Origin of the sequence: Paraburkholderia phenazinium, assembly GCF_900100735.1 — a bacterium.
Lineage (GTDB): Bacteria > Pseudomonadota > Gammaproteobacteria > Burkholderiales > Burkholderiaceae > Paraburkholderia > Paraburkholderia phenazinia.
Genome location: NZ_FNCJ01000008.1, coordinates 261093 through 280213, shown reverse-complemented (window position 1 = coordinate 280213; position 19121 = coordinate 261093). Strand labels below are relative to the sequence as shown.

The 19121-nt window shown below is 62.1% G+C and carries 17 protein-coding genes and 1 pseudogene; 16 read left to right on the top strand and 2 right to left on the bottom strand.

Translation table 11 applies throughout. The annotated features are described in order from the left end of the window. Positions 1-54: 54 nt before the first annotated feature. A complete protein-coding gene (lra1, locus tag BLQ92_RS19855) occupies positions 55-837 on the top strand; it encodes an L-rhamnose 1-dehydrogenase Lra1 (RefSeq protein WP_090686238.1) in 783 nt (260 codons plus the stop codon). An 11-nt stretch (positions 838-848) separates the two neighbouring features. On the opposite strand, the gene BLQ92_RS19850 is transcribed toward lra1, so the two are convergent. Further along, positions 849-1886, bottom strand: coding sequence for a LysR family transcriptional regulator (locus BLQ92_RS19850; protein WP_244106483.1), 1038 nt, complete (start codon positions 1884-1886; stop codon positions 849-851). 202 nt (positions 1887-2088) lie between these two features. Between BLQ92_RS19850 and BLQ92_RS19845 the strand changes: the two are divergent. The 9 genes and pseudogenes from BLQ92_RS19845 to BLQ92_RS19805 form a co-directional block, all read left to right on the top strand. Continuing rightward, positions 2089-2283: pseudogene (locus tag BLQ92_RS19845) on the top strand (L-rhamnose mutarotase); the annotation flags it as partial. Between the two features lie 32 nt (positions 2284-2315). After that, the gene (locus tag BLQ92_RS19840) at positions 2316-3209 is read left to right on the top strand and encodes an amidohydrolase family protein (RefSeq protein ID WP_090686237.1); all 894 of its coding nucleotides are present in this window, start codon (positions 2316-2318) and stop codon (positions 3207-3209) included. Between the two features lie 77 nt (positions 3210-3286). Then, positions 3287-4816 carry a sugar ABC transporter ATP-binding protein gene (locus BLQ92_RS19835; protein ID WP_090686236.1) on the top strand — a complete coding sequence of 510 codons (1530 nt, stop codon included), beginning with the start codon at positions 3287-3289 and terminating at the stop codon, positions 4814-4816. Next, positions 4813-5880 (top strand): ABC transporter permease, encoded by a 1068-nt coding sequence (locus tag BLQ92_RS19830; protein WP_090686235.1) that lies wholly within the window; start codon positions 4813-4815, stop codon positions 5878-5880. The genes BLQ92_RS19835 and BLQ92_RS19830 overlap by 4 nt, the downstream gene beginning before the upstream one ends. Further along, a complete protein-coding gene (locus BLQ92_RS19825) occupies positions 5873-6886 on the top strand; it encodes an ABC transporter permease (protein WP_090686234.1) in 1014 nt (337 codons plus the stop codon). Before BLQ92_RS19830 ends, BLQ92_RS19825 begins: the two co-directional genes overlap by 8 nt. A gap of 100 nt (positions 6887-6986) precedes the next feature. Continuing rightward, complete coding sequence (gene rhaS / locus BLQ92_RS19820; protein WP_090686233.1) at positions 6987-7994, top strand: rhamnose ABC transporter substrate-binding protein; 1008 nt, start codon at positions 6987-6989, stop codon at positions 7992-7994. 172 nt (positions 7995-8166) lie between these two features. Then, complete coding sequence (locus BLQ92_RS19815) at positions 8167-8406, top strand: DUF2442 domain-containing protein (protein WP_090686232.1); 240 nt, start codon at positions 8167-8169, stop codon at positions 8404-8406. 333 nt (positions 8407-8739) lie between these two features. Beyond that, complete coding sequence (locus BLQ92_RS19810; RefSeq protein WP_090686231.1) at positions 8740-10047, top strand: MFS transporter; 1308 nt, start codon at positions 8740-8742, stop codon at positions 10045-10047. Between the two features lie 108 nt (positions 10048-10155). After that, complete coding sequence (locus BLQ92_RS19805; protein ID WP_090686230.1) at positions 10156-10980, top strand: NAD-dependent epimerase/dehydratase family protein; 825 nt, start codon at positions 10156-10158, stop codon at positions 10978-10980. 5 nt (positions 10981-10985) lie between these two features. Here the strand turns inward: BLQ92_RS19805 and BLQ92_RS19800 are convergent, their stop codons facing one another. Then, positions 10986-11936 (bottom strand): GlxA family transcriptional regulator, encoded by a 951-nt coding sequence (locus BLQ92_RS19800; protein WP_090686229.1) that lies wholly within the window; start codon positions 11934-11936, stop codon positions 10986-10988. A 140-nt stretch (positions 11937-12076) separates the two neighbouring features. Between BLQ92_RS19800 and BLQ92_RS19795 the strand changes: the two genes are divergently transcribed. The 6 genes from BLQ92_RS19795 (at position 12077) to BLQ92_RS19770 (ending at position 18911) form a co-directional block, all read left to right on the top strand. Then, positions 12077-12886, top strand: coding sequence for an SDR family NAD(P)-dependent oxidoreductase (locus BLQ92_RS19795; protein ID WP_090686228.1), 810 nt, complete (start codon positions 12077-12079; stop codon positions 12884-12886). Between the two features lie 168 nt (positions 12887-13054). Beyond that, positions 13055-14107 (top strand): LysR family transcriptional regulator, encoded by a 1053-nt coding sequence (locus BLQ92_RS19790; RefSeq protein ID WP_090686227.1) that lies wholly within the window; start codon positions 13055-13057, stop codon positions 14105-14107. A 149-nt stretch (positions 14108-14256) separates the two neighbouring features. Continuing rightward, complete coding sequence (locus BLQ92_RS19785; protein WP_175772963.1) at positions 14257-14691, top strand: MarR family winged helix-turn-helix transcriptional regulator; 435 nt, start codon at positions 14257-14259, stop codon at positions 14689-14691. A gap of 75 nt (positions 14692-14766) precedes the next feature. Beyond that, a complete protein-coding gene (locus BLQ92_RS19780) occupies positions 14767-15873 on the top strand; it encodes an HlyD family secretion protein (protein ID WP_090686225.1) in 1107 nt (368 codons plus the stop codon). A gap of 18 nt (positions 15874-15891) precedes the next feature. Continuing rightward, entirely contained in the window at positions 15892-17466 is a 1575-nt protein-coding gene (locus BLQ92_RS19775) for a DHA2 family efflux MFS transporter permease subunit (RefSeq protein WP_090686224.1), read from the top strand. Between the two features lie 8 nt (positions 17467-17474). Next, positions 17475-18911 (top strand): efflux transporter outer membrane subunit, encoded by a 1437-nt coding sequence (locus BLQ92_RS19770; RefSeq protein WP_090686223.1) that lies wholly within the window; start codon positions 17475-17477, stop codon positions 18909-18911. Positions 18912-19121 lie beyond the last annotated feature (210 nt).

The following is a 19121-nucleotide window of genomic DNA, read 5'->3' as shown; positions in this document are numbered from 1 at the left end:
CGCCGCACGCAAGACTGAAAGATATCAACCGCCAGACCGACCAAGGAGAACCAAGTGCTGCTCAAAGACAAGGTAGTGATCGTCACAGGCGGATCGCGCGGCATTGGCCGGGCGATCGCCGTGGCCTGCGCACGTGAAGGCGCCGATGTGGCGATCAACTACTGGGGCGATAACGATGCATCGTACGGACGCCGCTCCGCCGTCGAAGAGGTCCTGGCCGAGATCGAAGCACTAGGCCGGCGAGCGCTCGCCGTAGAGGGCAATGTTGCTGCACGCGAGACCGGTACGGAGCTGGTGCGGCGCACGGTGGAGGCCTTTGGCAAAGTCGACGTGCTGGCAAGCAATGCGGGAATCTGCCCATTCCACGCGTTTCTCGACATGCCCCCCGAGGTGCTGGAGACGACCGTAGCGGTCAACCTGAATGGCGCGTTCTTCATGACCCAGGCTGCGGCACAGCAGATGAGGGCGCAGGGCACGGGCGGCGCGATTGTCGCCACCAGTTCGATTAGCGCACTCGTGGGCGGCGGCATGCAGACGCATTACACGCCGACCAAGGCTGGCGTGCATTCGCTGATGCAGTCGTGCGCGATTGCATTGGGACCGTATGGGATTCGCTGCAATTCGGTGATGCCCGGCACGATCGCCACGGACCTGAACGCCGAGGACCTCGCTGACGAAGCCAAGAAAGCCTACTTCGAGAAACGCATTCCGTTAGGCAGGCTAGGGCGTCCCGACGATGTCGCGGACTGCGTGGTGTTTCTCGCCTCGGACTATGCGCGCTATGTCACCGGTGCGGCGTTGCTGGTGGACGGTGGTCTGTTCGTCAACCTGCAGTGAATGCGCGCGACTCAGTGAGCGGGCAGGGGCAGGATAGGGGTAACAGCGGGACCAACGGCGGGGTCAACAGCGCCGCCACCCGCGCTGTCCGGTTGAACGCCTGCTTCACGGGCGAGCTTATGCGAAACGCTGCGAAGCAAGTCGATGAAATGCAGCGCCGGTTCGGCGAGCGGTTCTTCCTTGCGCGTAAGAATGCCGAAGCCGGCGAGGCTCTTGCCGATTTCAACAGGCAGCGCAACCAGCAGCTTGCCGCGCACATGATCGCGCACCACGGATTCGGGCAGCATCGCCACGGCATCGTAGTTTTCGAGCAATTGCAGGGTGGCGAAAATCGACGCGCATTCGGTCAGATTGACCGGGGTGGCGAGCCCCGCACGGGCCAGTTCTTCTTCGAACAACACCCGCGCCGGACTGGTGATGGGCTGAGCGACCCACGGCCAGTCGATCAACTCGCGCAAGCTAATCGCGGCGCGCTGCGCCAGCGGATGCGCGGTGCGCACCACCAGCATCAAGGTCTCGCGGGCGAGCGGCTCGAAGCTGAAATCGTTGTGCTGCAGCGGATTGGTCAACCGGCCGAGCGCGAGATCGACCTCGCGGCGGTGCAGCAACTGGACCACCTGATCGCTGGTTTCGCCGAGGATGCGCACATTGAGGCGCGGCCGTTCGGTTTTCAGCGCGGCTACCGCCATGGCGAGCAGGTCGGGCGCGGCGCCCATGATGGCGCCCACCGTCAATTGGCCATGTCCGCCTTTGCGTTTGACGTCGAGGTCCTCGGCGAAGCGGGTCAGTTCCGCCAGCGCGCGGCGGGCATAGGCAAGGGTGACGACGCCAAGCGGCGTGGGCTGCATGCCGCGCGCGTTACGCTCGAACAGCAGGAAGCCGAACGCTTCTTCGATATCGCCCAACATGCGGGATGCACTTGGTTGAGCGACATTGACGGCGTCGGCGGCCTGATGGAGGTTGCGGGCATCGTCGAGCGCGACGAGCAGCGCCAGATGCTTGAATTTGAGCCGGTTGACGAGGGCGACAGTGGCAGCGTTCTGGCTCATGGGGCAGCGGCGGTGGCGGATGCGTTAGCAGATGCGGATGGCAGCAGCAGGTGGCAAATGCGTGGTCGTGCGATCCGGTTTCTGGATCGCCCAATCCCAACAACGGATTGAGATGCTATCGACCCAGGAATTATAGTCGGTTCAGACGCTTCCCCCAGAAAGCGCCCCGAAGATGAAAAGCAACGACGGGAGACAGGCCGCAATGGAAACAATCGCTTTCCGCATGGTGCTTAACCCAGGCATGCGCGAGGAGTACGAACGCCGGCATCGGGAGATCTGGCCCGAGCTGGTTGTTGCATTGCACGAGGCCGGCGTGCGCGACTACCGCATCTTTTTCGACGCTGGTACCGATCACCTCTTTGCCATCCTGACGCGTACTTCCGATCATCATATGGACCGTTCGGACCGTAGAAGCAGGAGACCCGCCCCATGCAAGTGATCGACCCGCATATTCATCTGTGGGATCTCAAGACGCATCGTTACCCGTGGCTTGAAAATCCGGGCGTGTCGTTCGTCGGCGATGCGCGCGCGCTGAAACACGACTATTTGCTGGCCGATCTGTGCGGCGAAGCGGGCGAGATCGAGATTCTGAAAGTGGTGCATGTGGAGGCGAATCACGACCCGGCCGATCCGGTCGAGGAAACCCGCTGGCTGCAGGGCATCGCGAGCGCGGCAGGCTCGCACGGCATGCCGAACGGTATCGTCGCCGCGGCCGATTTCGCCGCGCCGAATGCCGCGCAAGTCCTCGAAGCGCATGCCGCCTTTGCCAATACGCGCGGTGTGCGGCAGATCCTGAACGTGCATGAGAACAAGCTGTTCGACTATATCGGCCGTCATCTGATGCGCGATTCGTTATGGCGCGAGAATTTTGCGCTGCTGCGCCGCTACGGCCTGTCGTTCGATCTGCAACTGTATCCGTCGCAGATGGATGAAGCGGTGGCGCTGGCCGAGGCTCATTCCGATACGCAGTTCATCGTCAATCATGCAGGCATGTTTGTGGATCGTAATAGCGTGGCGGGATATCGCGCCTGGCGCGACGGCATGCGGCGTCTCGCCGGTTGCGCGAATGTCGCCGTGAAAATCAGCGGCCTTGCGATGTTCGACCATCATTGGACCGTGGATAGCCTGCGCCCCTATGTGCTGGAAACGATCGATGCGTTCGGCGTCGAGCGCGCCATGTTTGCATCGAATTTCCCGGTGGACCGCTTGTTTGGCTCGTATCAGGATCTTTGGCAGGCCTATGCTTCGATTGTTGCCGACGCGAGCATTGCCGAGCAAGACGCGCTGTTTCGCCGTAACGCGGAGCGTATCTACCGGATCTGACCGATTGGAAGTGGCGTAGCAATATCCCCGATGAAACGCGGCACGCAGGTCAAGCCGCACGATGGAGGAGACAGCCAGTGCAGGAACAGACAACCGCTGCGCCCCGGCTTGAACTGCGGCACGCAAGCAAATCGTTCGGCCGGGTCCGCGCGCTATCGGATGGCGACCTAAAGCTATGGCCGGGCGAAGTGCATGCGCTGCTCGGCGAAAACGGCGCGGGCAAATCGACGCTCGTGAAGATTCTCGCGGGCGTGCATCAGCCCGATACCGGCGAGATTACGGTCGACGGCGTGGCGCGGCGTTTTGCGACGCCCGCCGAGGCACGCGATGCCGGTCTGGCGGTGATTTACCAGGAACCCACGCTGTTTTTCGACCTCTCGATTGCCGAGAATATTTTCATGGGACGGCAACCGGTGGACCGTATCGGGCGGATCCAGTACGACGCGATGCGCCGCGAAGTGGACGGCCTGCTGGCATCGCTCGGCGTCGATCTGCAGGCGGATCAGTTGGTGCGCGGGCTGTCCATTGCGGATCAGCAGGTGATCGAGATTGCCAAGGCGCTTTCGCTGAATGCGAACGTGCTGATCATGGATGAGCCGACCGCGGCGTTGTCCCTGACCGAAGTGGAGCGGCTGTTTGCGATTGTGCGCAAGCTGCGTGAACGCGATGTGGCGATTCTGTTTATTACCCACCGTCTCGATGAGGTGTTCGCGCTGACGCAGCATGTCACCATCATGCGTGATGGGGCCAAGGTGTTCGATGCGCCCACGGCCGAACTGACCACGGCGGCGATCGTCGCGAAGATGGTCGGACGCGATCTGGAGAGTTTCTATCCGAAGGCGGAGGTTGCGCCGGGCGAAGTGCGCTTGTCGGTGCGCGGACTGACGCGGCTCGGCGTGTTCAAGGACATCTCGTTCGAGGTCCGCGCGGGCGAGATTGTTGCGCTGGCCGGTCTGGTCGGTGCAGGGCGCAGCGAAGTGGCGCGGGCGATCTTCGGTATTGATCCGCTCGATGCGGGCGAGGTGTGGATCGCCGGCAAGCCACTCGCCACCGGGCGGCCCGCGGCGGCGGTGCGGGCAGGGCTTGCGTTGGTGCCGGAGGATCGCCGCCAGCAGGGGCTGGCGCTGGAGCTGAGCATCGCGCGCAATGCGTCGATGACGGTCCTTGGGCGTCTCGTCAAACACGGACTCATTTCCACCCGCAGCGAAACGCAACTGGCGGCGCAATGGGGCACACGGCTGCGTCTGAAAGCGGGCGACGCCAACGCGCCGGTCGGCACACTTTCCGGCGGCAATCAGCAGAAGGTCGTACTCGGTAAATGGCTGGCCACTGATCCCAAGGTCTTGATCATCGACGAACCCACTCGCGGCATTGACGTTGGCGCCAAGGCGGAGGTGTATAGCGCACTGGCCGAACTGGTCACGAATGGGATGGCCGTGCTGATGATCTCGAGCGAACTGCCGGAAGTGCTCGGCATGGCCGACCGGGTGCTGGTCATGCACGAAGGACGGATCAGCGCCGAGATCGCACGCGCCGATGCGAACGAAGAGCGGATCATGGGCGCCGCCCTCGGCCAGCCCGTCAACCCACTAGGGCACGCCGCATGATGCGCCATTCCCATACTCATCCTCATCCGGCGCCGGTGCAGCCTCCCATCGCTGGCGGCGCTACCCCGACGAAAGCGGGCGGTCTGGTCGCGGCGCTGGCGAAGAGCCGTGAAACCACGCTGTTTGTCGTGCTGGTGCTGCTGATTGCCGGCACAGGCCTCGCGCGGCCGCAGTTTCTGAATCTGCAGAATCTGCGCGACGTGCTGCTGAATGTGTCGATTATCAGCTTGCTGACGGCGGGCATGACGGTTGTGATCCTGATGCGGCATATCGACCTTTCGGTGGGGTCGACGGTCGGGATTAGCGCTTATGCCGTCGGCAGCCTGTATGTCGCGTTTCCACATATGCCGGTGCTGGTGGCGCTGGCAGCGGGATTAGGTATCGGCCTCGTGGCGGGTGGCATCAATGCGCTGCTGGTGGCCGTGGGGCGCGTGCCTTCGCTGGTCGCGACGCTGTCCACGCTCTATATCTTCCGCGGCGCCGACTACGCGTGGGTGCATGGCGGGCAGATCAACGCCACCAGCTTGCCTGATGCGTATTCGCGGCTGGCGACCGGCGTGGTGCTCGGCGTGCCGACGCTGGCGTTGATCGCGCTGTTGGTGCTGGTCGGATTGTCGGTCTATCTGAAGCAGTTTCGCGGCGGACGTGAGCACTATGCGATCGGCTCGAATCCGGAGGCGGCGCGCCTGGCAGGCGTCAATGTCGAACGCCGGGTGATGTCGGGCTTTCTGCTATCCGGTGCGATTGCGGGCTTTGCCGGAGCACTATGGCTGGCGCGCTTCGGCACCGTGGATGCGAGCACGGCGAAGGGCATCGAACTACAGGTGGTGGCCGCCGCGGTGGTGGGTAGCGTGGCGATTACGGGCGGCGTCGGCACCATTCTCGGCGCGACGCTTGGCGCGCTCGTGCTCGGCGTCATCAGCATTGCGCTGGTGGTGCTGCGCGTGTCGCCGTTCTGGGAGCAAGCGATTCAAGGCGCACTGATTGTCGCCGCCATTGCGGCCGACACGTTGCTGGCCCGCTCGGTTGCCAAACGCATGATGAGGAAACGCGATCATGGCTAAACCCGATTCTGCCTTGCTGACCCGCAAACGCGAAACGCCTTTGCGCTGGGAAATATTGCTGGTCATCGTGCTGGTGTTGTCGCTGGCGTTGGGCAGGATGCTGTCGCCAGTGTTTCTGACCGGCGCGAATATCAGCAACGTGCTGGCCGATCTGACCGAGATTGCTTTGATGGCGCTGCCGATGACCTTGATTATCGTGGCCGCCGAAATCGACCTGTCGGTGGCATCGGTGCTCGGGGCCTCGAGCGCGCTGATGGGGGTGCTGTGGCATATGGGCTTGCCGATGCCAGTGGTAATCGGCCTGGTGCTGATAGTCGGCGCACTGGCCGGGCTGTTGAACGGCCTCGTGATCGTCAAGCTGAATCTGCCTTCGCTTGCCGTGACGATCGGCACGCTGGCGCTGTTTCGCGGTCTGGCGTATGTGCTGCTCGGCGATCAGGCGGTCGCGGATTTTCCGGCGGGCTATACGGCGTTCGGCATGAACAATCTCGGCGCGACGTTTATTCCGTTGCCGTTTGTGATTGTGATCGTCAGCGCAGTGCTGTTCACCGTGCTGCTGCAGGCCACGGCGTTCGGCCGCAGTCTCTATGCGATTGGAGCGAATCCGACCGCTGCGACGTTCTCCGGCATCGAGGTTGCGAAAATCCGTCTGCGTCTGTTTGTTTTGTCCGGCTTCATGAGCGCGCTGGCCGGTGTGGTTTACACCCTGCGTTTTACCAGCGCACGCGGCGACAACGGTGAGGGGTTCGAACTGTCCGTGATCGCGGCGGTGCTGTTCGGTGGCGTGAGCATTTTCGGCGGACGCGGTTCGATGGTTGGCGTATTGCTGTCGCTGCTGATTATCGGCGTGCTGAAAAATGCTTTGACGCTCGATGACGTCTCCAGCGAGACGCTTACGATCGTCACCGGCGTACTGCTGCTCGCCTCCGTGTTGATCCCCAATCTGGTGGCTCGCTGGCGGGCGATGCGCGACCGCCGGTTTATCGCAAAGTCTGCTGCTTCGTAGCCTAGCGTTGCCTTGCCGTACGACCGTTGTGCGGCGTGCCGTTCCTGATATCAACAACCCGGACGCTGCAACGTCCGATTATTCAGCCAGGAGACACTTCATGTTCAAACCCCTACGTCAGGCCGGAGCGCTCGCGCTCTGCGTCGCCCTGCTGGGCATCAGTTGCGCGGCGGGCGCAGCCGATATCAAAAGCGGCCTGAAGATTGCCTATATCCCGAAGCAGATCAATAACCCGTATGAGGTGATTGCCGATAACGGCGGCATGGCCGCGATCAAGGAATTCGGCGGTGTCGGCAAGGTGGTGGGCCCGTCGGATGCGGGCGCCTCGTCGCAGGTGCAATACATCAATACGCTGATTACGCAGCGCCAGGATGCGATTGTGATTGCCGCCAACGATGCGAACGCGGTCGTGCCTTACCTGAAAAAAGCAATGTCGCAGGGCATCAAGGTCGTGACCTTCGACTCGGACACGGCGCCGGAAGGACGGCAACTATTTGTGAATCAGGCTAACGCGGAAGGGATTGGGCGTGGGCAGATCCAGCTGGTGGCGAAACTGATGGGCGGCGAGGGCGAGTTTGCGATTCTCTCGGCGACGCCCAATGCGACCAACCAGAACACGTGGATCAAGTGGATGCAGGAGGAGTTGAAAAAGCCCGAGTACGCGAAGATGAAGCTGGTGAAGATCGCGTATGGCAATGATGACGATCAGAAGTCGTTTGTCGAGACCCAGGGCTTGCTGCAGGCGTATCCGAACCTGAAGGCGATTATTGCGCCGACGACGGTGGGGATTGCAGCGGCGGCGCGTTATATCTCGTCGTCTTCGAGCAAGGGCAAGGTGGATGTGACGGGTCTCGGTACACCGAACCAGATGCGTGCGTTCGTCAAGAACGGCACAGTCAAGGCGTTCCAGTTGTGGGATCCGAATCAGCTTGGCTATCTGGCCGCGTATGCCGCGGCGGCGCTCGCTTCGGGCACGATTACCGGTAAGGAAGGCGAATCGTTCGATGCAGGCAAGCTAGGCAAACGCACGATTGGGCCGCAGGGCGAAATTATCCTTGGACCGCCGACCACGTTCGACTCCGGCAATATCGATAACTTTAACTTCTAGCGCGTTTTTTGCGCCGAGGGATGCTTCCGGATGTCAGACAAAAACGCCCTACGGGGCGTTTTTGCGGTGGCGTGGCGGAGTTTGCCTCGTGCTCGTGCCCGCTTTTTCTTCCTTGAATGGCCGGTTTCGGCGCTATACGCTCATAGGGCTTGTCTCTCTCAAGGAGCCGGTCATGAAAGGCGCTGCGGTGAATGTGCATTTCGATGCAAGGTTTATGGTGCTGGACCTGGCCGATGGCCGGGCGGCTCACTTTCCACTGAGCCAGTTTCCGGCGCTGGCGTCGGCCTCGCCGATGGAGCGGGAGCACTTCGCCATCTCGATCGACAAGCAGCGGCTCTACTGGCCGGAACTGCAGCAGGATTTGAGCGTGACGGCGCTGCTGCAGCCGCTGGATGAGAACACGCTGCACTGATTGTGCTTGACTGAGGCATGACACGGCCGGCGCTCGCCGGCCGCTCTTTTGCGTGCAACGGCGGCGTTGCACCGCTCCTGTATGTGTCTTTCTGCTGCGCACCCACAGCGTCTTCTCATGATGGTTGTATGGCAAGGTGTCATGTCGGGTAAACACTCGGGCATCCAATTTGTCCGGTATGTTTTCCTAATTTGCAGGCTAAATCTGCCAAAAAACATAAAACATCCATTTTGCCAAGGCGCGTCAATTTCCATTTCTCTAATGTTGCTTGACAACTATTCCGCCGGTTGATTATCTTGGCGTCCAGCACACGGCGGCACACTGGAGGAGCAAATGGGCAAGGTTAGAGGCATGCGCTGGTGGATGATCGGACTCGTCACGTCGGGTCTGATCGTCAACTACATTGCGCGCAATTCGCTGGCGGTGGCCGCGCCGGAAATGAACCGGCTGCTGAGCATCTCGACGGCGCAGTACTCGTATATCGTCGCGTCGTTCCAGGCCGCCTATATGGTGATGCAACCGGTGGCGGGTTACGTTTTAGACGTGGTCGGCACCAAGATCGGCTTTGCACTGTTTGCGATTGCGTGGTCGGGCGCCTGCATGCTGCACGGCACCGCCAACGGCTGGATTTCGCTCGCGGTGTTTCGCGGCATGCTGGGCCTCACCGAAGCCGCCGGCATTCCCTCCGGCCTCAAGGCCACCTCCGAATGGTTTCCCGCCAAAGAGCGCTCCATTGCTACCGGCTGGTTCAATATCGGCTCTTCGATTGGCGCAGTGATTGCGCCGCCGCTCGTGGTCTGGTGGGTTCTGCACGGCAACTGGCGCATGGCGTTCGTCTCCATCGGCGTGCTCGGCCTTGTGTGGAGCCTGCTGTGGCTGCTGCTGTACCGTGCCCCCAAAGATCAGCCGCGCCTCTCCGATACCGAGCGCGACTATATCCTCGCGGGCCAGGAAGCAAAGCACAAGACCAGCAGCGCAAGCCGGCCTTCGTGGCGCGCCATTATCAAGCGCCGCGCCTTTTGGGGCATCGCGATTCCGCGCTTTCTGGCCGAGCCGGCCTGGCAAACCTTCAACTTCTGGATTCCGCTCTATATGGTGAGCGTGCGTCATATGAACCTGAAGGAAATCGCCATGTTCGCGTGGCTGCCGTTTCTTGCCGCAGACATCGGTTGCGTGCTTGGGGGCTATCTTGCGCCGTGGTATCAGAAGCGCTTTAACACCTCGCTGATTACCTCGCGCAAGCTGGTGGTAGTGACCGGGTCTGTGTGTATGATCGGACCGGCGTGTATCGGTCTGGCGACGAGCCCGTATGTGGCGATCGCGCTGTTTTGTATTGGCGGCTTCGCGCATCAGACGCTGTCCGGCGCGCTTTATACGCTCGCCTCCGATGTGTTCGGCAAGAACGATGTCGCGACTGCCACGGGTTTGACCGGCATGGCTGGCTACGCGGGGGCTACGCTGTTTTCGCTGGCGGTGGGTGTGGTGGTGGCGCTGGTCGGTTATGACCCGCTGTTTGTGGCGCTCGCCTGCTTCGACCTGCTCGGGGCGGTGGTCGTGTGGCTGGTGTTGAAGGAGCCCGCCGAGCCACAAACGCGCGCAGCCGATGCAGTTCCACCCGTTGCCGACGCGGCGCATGCATAAGAAAGGCCGTCGTCCGTCCGGCAACGGCTCGTACTCAACGGGAGCCGCGGGAACAATGGCAGCAACGGGACGCCGAACGGCCGCGGCAGAATCGGAGAAGCAGGCAGGATGAGCAAGCAACAGGAATCGATGGGTAAGCCGTTTCGGCGGCTTTTGCTGACCGGCGCGGCCGGCAATCTGGGCCGGCAGTTGCGCGGCGCGTTGGCGCAATGGGCCGATATCGTGCGGCTGTCCGATATTGTGCCGCTGGGCGAAGCCGCCGCGCACGAAGAGCACGTGGTGCTGGATCTGGCGGACCGTGAGGCGGTGGATGCGTTGCTCGAAGGTGTCGACGCGGTCGTGCATCTGGGCGGCATTTCCGTCGATGCACCGTTCGACGATCTATTGGAAGCGAATATCCGCGGCGTCTACAACCTCTATGCGTCGGCACAGAGGCATGGTGTAAAGCGTGTGCTGTTTGCCAGCTCCAATCATGCAATCGGTTTTCATCCGACCACGACCGTGCTCGATGCCGATGCGCCGTTGCGGCCCGACAGTCTCTATGGCGTGACAAAGTGTTTTGGCGAATCGCTGTCGCGCTACTATTTCGACCGCTTCGGTCTGGAGACGGTCTGTCTGCGTATCGGTTCTTCATTCGAGGAACCGAAGAATCCGCGCATGCTGGTGACCTATCTGAGCTATCGGGACTTTATCGAACTGGTGCGCTGCTCGCTGTTCACGAACCGCGTGGGGCATGCAATCGTGTATGGCGTGTCGAACAATCGGGTCTTGTGGTGGGATAACAGCAAGGCCTCGTTCCTCGGTTACCGGCCGCAGGATAGCTCCACGCAGTTCGATGGGCTGTTTCCGGTTCAGGCGCCGACAGAGGATATCGACGATCCGGCGCAGCGTTTTCAGGGTGGAGCGTTCGTGGTGGGCCTGCCGCTGCCCTGATTGATCTAAGCCCGCTCCTGGTCGCCACCGCGTGCCGCCCGCCTGATCACCTGCGGCGGCTGCCCAAACGCACGCAAAAAAGCGCGCCGCATCCGCTCGCGATCCCCGAAGCCGGTATCCCGTGCGACGATTTCGATGGGATGCAGCCCCGACTCCAGCATCAGACGCGCCGCCTCGATACGCAGATGTTCGACCGCCTTGGCGGGCGACTGGCCCGTTTCCGCGCGGAACGCCCGGCTGAATTGACGTGGGCTCAAATGCGCGGCCTCGGCAAGCTGCTCCACCGATAATTCGGTATGCAGATTGTTCTTCGCATAGGCGAGAGCAGTCTGGATGCGGTCCGAGCGCGGTTCCAGTTCGAGCAGCGCGGAAAACTGCGACTGGCCTCCCGCCCGGCGGTGGTAGACGACCAGCTTCTTCGCCACCGAGCGCGCAACTTCGGCGCCGGTGTCCTTTTCGACCAACGCGAGCGCGAGGTCGATACACGCGCTCATACCCGCGGAAGTCCACACGGGCCCATCGATAATAAAGATCCGATCTTCCTCCAGCTTCACAGCCGGATAGGCCGCCCGTAAGCGGGCCGCGAAGAACCAGTGCGTGGTGGCGCGGCGGCCGTCGAGCAGCCCGGCTTGCGCCAGATTGAACGCCCCCGTGCAGGTTGCGCCGATCCGCCGGCAGGTCTGAGCCGAGCGTTGCAGAAACGCGATCAGCCCGCTACTCGGTTCGATCACCTCGTTATCTCCCACCACCAGCACCGTATCGAAACGGCTGTCGTCGAACGGCTGGGTTTCCACGGAAAACCCGCCCGATGAGCGCACCGGCCCGCCATGCTCGGAAAGCAGGACGACCTCATACAGCGCTTTGCCAGCCGTGATATTGGCAAACTCGAATACGGTGGTAACGGCGAGGTTGATTACCTGGAAGCCGGGATAGAGCGCAATTCCGATCCGCAACATGACGGTGTCCTGGGGAGGAGAAGGGTAATGTTCCAGTCATGGCCTAAAAAGTGGCATCTATGACATTGGAGACATCCCATTATGCGCTTACGCTGCGTTTCATGCAGACCGACATGGGTCGGCGCAACTGGAGAAATCTGATGAACGACACGACACATAAGGGCACGGCCCTCATTACCGGTGCTTCTTCGGGGATCGGCGCAGTCTATGCCGACCGCCTGGCCCGCCGCGGCTACGATCTGATTCTGGTCGCCCGCAACCGCGAGCGCCTCGACGCGCTTGCCAACCGGCTGACCTCCGCGACCGGCCGTTCGGTGGAAGTGGTCCCCGCCGACCTCGGGCTCAAGGCCGATGTACGGCGCGTCGAAGACATTCTGCGGACCGATTCGAGCATCACCATGCTGGTGAACAATGCCGGCATCGGCGGCGCCGGACCGCTGCTGGTTTCCGATGTCGACAAGATGGAAGCCATGATCGAGCTGAATGTCACGGCGCTGACGCGGCTGAGCTATGCCATTGCCCCGGTGTTTGTGGCGCGCGGCAAGGGCACCATTATCAATATCGCGTCGATCGTGGCGGTGGCGCCGGAAGTGCTGAACGGTGTCTACGGCGGCACCAAGGCATTCGTGCTGGCGTTTAGCCAGTCGTTGCATCACGAACTCGGCGGCAAGGGCATCCGCGTGCAAGCCGTGCTGCCTGGCGCGACCCGCACCGAGTTCTGGGACATCGCCGGTCAGCCCGTGGAAAACCTGCCGCAGGGTATCGTGATGAGCGCCGACGATCTTGTCGATGCGGCGCTTGCCGGTCTCGATCTGGGCGAATTCGCGACGGTTCCGTCGCTGCCCGACGCGGCGGACTGGGAGGCGTTCGAGGCGGCGCGTGCGGCGTTGGGCCCGAACCTGTCGCGCAGCCAACCGGCGGCGCGGTATGGGGTGCGCTCGGCGGTGTGACACGGCGCGAAACTCAAGGCGGTGGTTGCCCCCGCCGCCGCGAACGGGATGGCTTAATTCCGGAGCAACTTTGCGGTAATCTCCAGACGCTCAGTCCAGCATTCGGCGGCGCGGGTCCACGAACCCGGCCGCCAACCGCTCGTCGTCGAGCCCACTACGAGGTGCCGTATGGATTATCTGGAGAGTCTGCGGGTGTTCCGCGCCGTCGTCGAGGCACGCAGCTTTACGCGCGCGGCCGATATGCTCGGCCTGACCACGCCGATCGTGTCACGCTCCATCGCTGGACTCGAGCGCCGTCTCGGCAGCCGTCTGTTTAACCGGACCACGCGGCAAGTCTCGCTTACCGAGGCAGCAGAACGTTTCTATGAAGGCTGCGCGCGAATTCTGGACGACCTGGAAGCGCTCGAAGCGGACGCCTCGGCGCAGACGCTCGAGCCGAGCGGGGTGCTGCGCCTTGTCGCGCACACCACGGCCACCGTCAACCGGCTGGTGCCGCTGATTTCCACCTTCAAGCACAAGCATCCCAAGGTGAACCTCGACGTGACGCTCACGGAGCGGCCCGTCGACCTGGTGGCGGACGGCTACGATCTCGGCATCGTGCTGCCCTTTATGCTGAGCTCCGACACGGTTGTCACGCGACTTCTGGAGCGCATGGCCCTGGTGATGGTCGCGAGCCCGGCGTATCTGCAACGGCATTCACGGCCGACCCATCCGTCCGAACTGGCCGAACATACGTTCGTGGTGTTCTCACCGGCGTTTCGCAAACCCCAGTTGACCTTCCGGCTCGGCAACGAGGACCTGGTCGTGCCGCTCAAGTACGACATCGCTTCGAATAACGCGGTATTCAACCGCGAAATGTTGCTGGAGGGATTTGGCATCGGCACGGTGCCGGCGGCGCTTGCCCAGGGCGAACTGGCGAGCGGCAGGCTGGTCGCCATTCTCGAAGAATTCGAAGTGATCGATGCGACGCTCGAGCTCCGGCTCGCGTACAACACGCGCACGCTACTGCCGGCCAAGGTAAAAGCCTTTGTTGAGCACGCGGCGGAGTTCTTTGCCGAAGTGTCGACCGCGAACGCGGCGTCGACAAACGCGGTCCCTGCAAAGGCAGCGCCTGCCAGGGCGGCCCCCGCTGACACGGCCCCCGCTGACACGGCGCCCGCTGACACGGCGTCCGCAAAGGCGCCCCCTGCCAAAGCGTCGCCCGGGTCGAAGCGCAGGTGACAGGTCTGATGATTGGCCGGTCGGCCCACGACGTCTGAGCCGGACCTTCCTGCTAAAGCCCCTCGCTAGCCGCAACTCTTGTCGCGGTCGCAACAATGAGATGTGCCCGCGAGATTGATCCAGAGAGGCGGCGTCACTACTCTGTGCACATGCACACAAACTCACCCGAAAACGACGATTGCTTCGCGATTCGTCAGGCCGCCCGGCATATTTCCCAGCTTTACGAACGCCATTTGTCGGAAGCCGATCTCACGCCGACTCAGTTCAGCATTCTCGGGGCACTACGGCGCGGCGCGAATCTGACGATGCTCGAGCTGGCGCAGGCCATGGTGATGGATCGGACCACGCTAGTGCGGGCACTCAGGCCCTTGCTGCGTAATGGGCTGGTCGCCAACGAAGCGGGTGGGGCAGGTACGCGGCGTCTTCAGTTGGGGCTGACGGCAAGCGGCCACGCCAGACTGGATCGGGCGATGGCGTATTGGCTGGCGGCTCAGAACGAATTTGAGCGCAAGTTCGGGCCGCAGCGGGCGGCCAGTCTGCGACGCGAGCTGTTCCGTGTCACGCGCGAGGTTTCAAAGGCTTAAGGAAAGATTGGGCCAGTGGCCCGCATCGCTCACGCAGCTCTTTATTTAATGTAGTGCATATACACAGGTGAAATCATGTCGACTCCTTCAACGTCCGTCTCCGCCGTTCCTGAGCCGTCTGCGAAAGTATCAAAGGGTGGCCGCATTCCGTGGATGCGCCTCGCCTACGGCGCTGTGGCGGTGGTGCTGGCCGCCGCAGCGGCCTACTGGGTCCTTGTCTTGCGCTTCGAGCAATCTACCGACGACGCCTATGTCGGCGGCAACGTCACGGTGATGGCGCCGAAGGTTACCGGCTTTATCAGTGACATCCTGGTGCAGGACAACCAGCACGTCAGTGCGAACCAGGTGTTGATCCGGCTCGATGCGCGCGACTACGACGCGAAACTGGCTCAGGCCAACGCGGAGGTGGATAGCGCTCGCGCCGCCGTGGTGGAGTTGCAAGCCAAACAGACCTTGCAGGCCGCGGTGATCAACCAGCACCAGGCGGAGGTGCGGGCCTCCTCGGCGGAACTGACGCGCAGCGCCGAAGACCAGACGCGTTACCGCGAACTGGTCAAGGACGATGCCGTCTCCAACCAGATTGTGGAACGGGCCGATGCCGATTTCTCCAAGGCGCAGGCAGCCGTACAGAGCAACAGCGCAGCGGTGCAGGCCGCGCAACGCGAACTCGATGTGCTCGGTGCGCAGATCGCCGACGCCCAGGCACGCGTCAATACCGCGCTGGCAGAGCAACGGGTCGCGCAATTGAACGTCGAGTACACGACGATTCGCTCGCCGGTCGACGGCTATATCGGCAACCGCACGGCGCGGGTTGGCATGCTGGCGAATATCGGCGCACCGCTGCTGACGGTGGTGCCGTCCACCGATCTCTGGGTGGACGCGAACTTCAAGGAAGACCAGCTCAAGAAGATGCAGATCGGCGACAAGGCCGACGTCGCGCTCGATGCCTCTAGCCTGCCGTTGCATGGTTATGTCGAAAGCCTTGCGCCTGCCACGGGCGCCACCTTTAGTGTGCTGCCGCCCGAGAACGCTACCGGCAACTTCACCAAGATCGTGCAGCGCGTACCGGTGCGGATTCGCCTGAATGTGCCGCGCGGCATGGAGAGCGTATTGCGCCCTGGCCTGTCGGCGACGGTCGAAGTACATCTGGCCGACGGCTCGCAAGCGTCGAGCGGTCATTGAGCAGACAGGGCCAACATCATGACAAGCGCTCATCCGCTCGATCCTGCGTCCCAGCCCATGCAGCAACGCGTGTTTGCATTCGCACTCATGTGTCTGGGATTTTTTATGGCAACCCTGGATATCCAGATCGTCGCGTCCTCACTGAGGGATATTGGTGGCGGGCTCTCTGCGAGTCAGGATGAGTTGTCATGGGTCCAGACGGCTTATCTGATCGCGGAAATTCTCGTGATTCCGATGTCGGGCTGGCTTTCCAAAGTGTTTTCGACGCGCTGGCTATTCGTCGCCTCGGCCGTGGGCTTTACCGTGACCAGCATGCTGTGCGGCATCGCCTGGGATATCAATTCGATGATCCTGTTTCGCGGCCTGCAGGGCGCGATGGGCGCCGCGATGATTCCCACCGTCTTTACCACCGCATTCGTGCTGTTTCCCGGCAAGCAACGGCTCGTTGCGTCTACCACCATCGGTGCGCTTGCGTCGCTGGCGCCCGCCATCGGCCCAGTGATTGGCGGCTGGATCACGGATCAATGGTCGTGGCACTGGCTGTTTTACCTGAACCTTGTGCCGGGTGTGGTCGTTGCGGCTTTGGTGCCGAAGTACGTGAATATCGACAAGCCCGACCTGTCGCTGCTCAAGAAGGGAGATTACCTGGGTATCCTGTTGATGTGCGGATTTCTCGGCTGCCTCGAGTATGTGCTCGAAGAAGGCCCGCGCAAGAACTGGTTTGGCGATCACATCATCGTTACCTGTACGTGGATCTCCGCGATCTGCGGCTTTCTCTTCATCGTCCATGCGCTGACGACCGGGGACCCGATCGTGGATCTGCGCGCGCTGAAAGTAAGAAATTTTGGCATCGGTAGCTTGCTGTCGTTCATCACGGGGATCGGAATTTTTGTGGCGGTTTTCCTCACGCCGTTGTTCCTGAGTCAGGTGCGGGGCTTTAGCTCGCTGCAGATTGGCATCGCCTTGCTGTCGGTTGGCGTATTCCAACTGCTCGCGTTGTGTGTCTACGCTGTTGCTACGCGATTTTTCAGCATGCGAGTGCTGTTGCTGTTCGGTCTGATCTGCTTCGGACTGGGCTGTTACCTGTACACGCCACTGACTAACGATTGGGGCTGGCAGCAATTGCTCCTGCCGCAAGCGCTGCGCGGCATCGGTCAACAGTTCGCGGTGCCGCCGATCGTGACCATGGCGCTTGGCTCGCTGCCGCAGTCGCGGCTGAAATCGGCCAGCGGCCTGTTTAACCTGATGCGTAATCTCGGTGGGGCGATCGGTATCGCGGTCAGCGCGACGATGCTTAACGACCGCCTCAATTTCCACTATCTGCGGCTCAACGAAAGCGTCACCGTCGGCCGTCCGCAAGTGGAGTCCGTGTTGTCGGAGCAGACCACGCATTGGTCAGCGGTGGCCGGGGACGTATTGAATGCAACCCAATCCGGGCTTGCCAACCTTCACGCACTGGTGATGCGCGAAGCATTGGTGCTGACTTACTCCGACACGTTCTATGTGCTGTCGCTGTGTTTCGTGGTCGCGATAGCCAGTCTTATCTTTTCCCAACCTATCTCTAGCGCCGCGCCACCGCCGGACGCACATTGAGGCCAATCATGAAAAAGCATTTGATAGCCATTCTGGCTAGTCTTTCGGTGGCCGCATGTGCGGTCCAGCCTGCCGCCCATTCCGACCTGCCGGCCACCGTCAAAACCGTCGCGCCGGTCAACTGGAGCGTTGAGGCGCCGCAGGACGCCGTGGACGCGAAGACCTGGTGGTCGCAGTTCGGCGATCCGGTGCTCGATCAACTGGTGGATTCGGTGCTGACCGGCAACCTCGATCTGCAGGCGGCCGCGGAGCGCGTCAAGCAGGCGCAGGCCATCACCACGCAAAAGCACGCGGTGCTGCTGCCTGAACTCGATGCGACGGCTAACGCTGCGGATAGCCGCATCAATACGCCGCCGCCGCTCGGCTATGTGAAGCAGGGCGGTGTGGGCCTCGCACTGAACTGGTCGCCCGATGTGTTCGGCGGCGAGCGGCTCGATCTGCTGGCGGCCCAGGCGCAACTGGTCGGGCAACGGCATGCCGAGGATGCGCTGAGGCTCGCGCTCGCGGCCAATACCGCATCCGCCTATGTCGATTTGCGCTGGGCGCAGTCGGAGTTGCAGATTCTGCAGGATAACCAGGTAATCCGGCAGCGCGCATTGCAGCTTACTCAGGAGCGTCTGAAGTATGGGTTATCGACGCAACTTGATGTGGCGCGTGCGCAAAACCAGCTGGATGAGCTGCAGGCGCGGATCCCGCGTGCGCAATCGACGATTCAGCACGAACTGAGCTTGATTGCCGTGTATTCGGGTCGCACGCCCGAATCGGTGGATAAGCTGGTTCTGGCAACGCCTGGCCCGATTCCCAATCCGGAAGGCGCGGCGCCCGAGACCTTGCCGTCCGAAGCGCTGTTGCGCCGCCCGGATGTGCTGGTGGCCTACGCAACGGTTGAACAGCGTGCCGCCGAAGTGGGTGTATCGCGGGCGGAGCGTTATCCGAAGTTCACGCTCAATCTGAGTGACGGCTTGCTGGCCGCTTCGTATCTTGGCTTGCCTACGCTGACCGATAACCTGTTTAGCGCGGCGTTGAACGCCACCAGCCCGATTTTCAACGCGGGGCGGATCACGGCCGATATCCAGCAGAGCGAAAGCAAAATGCGCGAATCGCAACTGAACCTGCAGGAGACGATGCTGCAGGCGCTCAAGGATGTGGAAGATACCCGCAGCGATCTGGTCAGTACTACAGCGTCGACGCAAAAGCTGACCGATGCATTGGGCGCGTCGGACCAGTCGCTCAAGCTGGCCAACCAGTTGTATAAGGGCGGTGCGACGGACTTCCTCGATGTGCTGTCCGCGCAGCAGACTTATCTGCAGGACTCCGATTCGCTGAATCAGGCGAAGCGCGAGCATGCGCTGGCTGCGGTGGCGTTGTACCGGTCGCTGGGGGGCGGGTGGAGCCAGGCTGGCGGGCCGGCGCTTGCTTCGAGTGAGCAGGTGGCGGGCGAGTGAGGGTGGCAGGCTGGAGTCGATCCGAACCTGGGTCCGCTCCAGCCGGCAACTACCACCCGCTAGTCAAAGGCTCGACGACCAACCTGCCACCGCCCATCCCAGCATCCCCATTCGGACACCCACCATCCAATACGCGACATCGGCAAACTAGCCACGACGCATTGCACCATCGCCTCAATCCCCCGCCCAGCAAGGCTTCCAGCCTCCCGC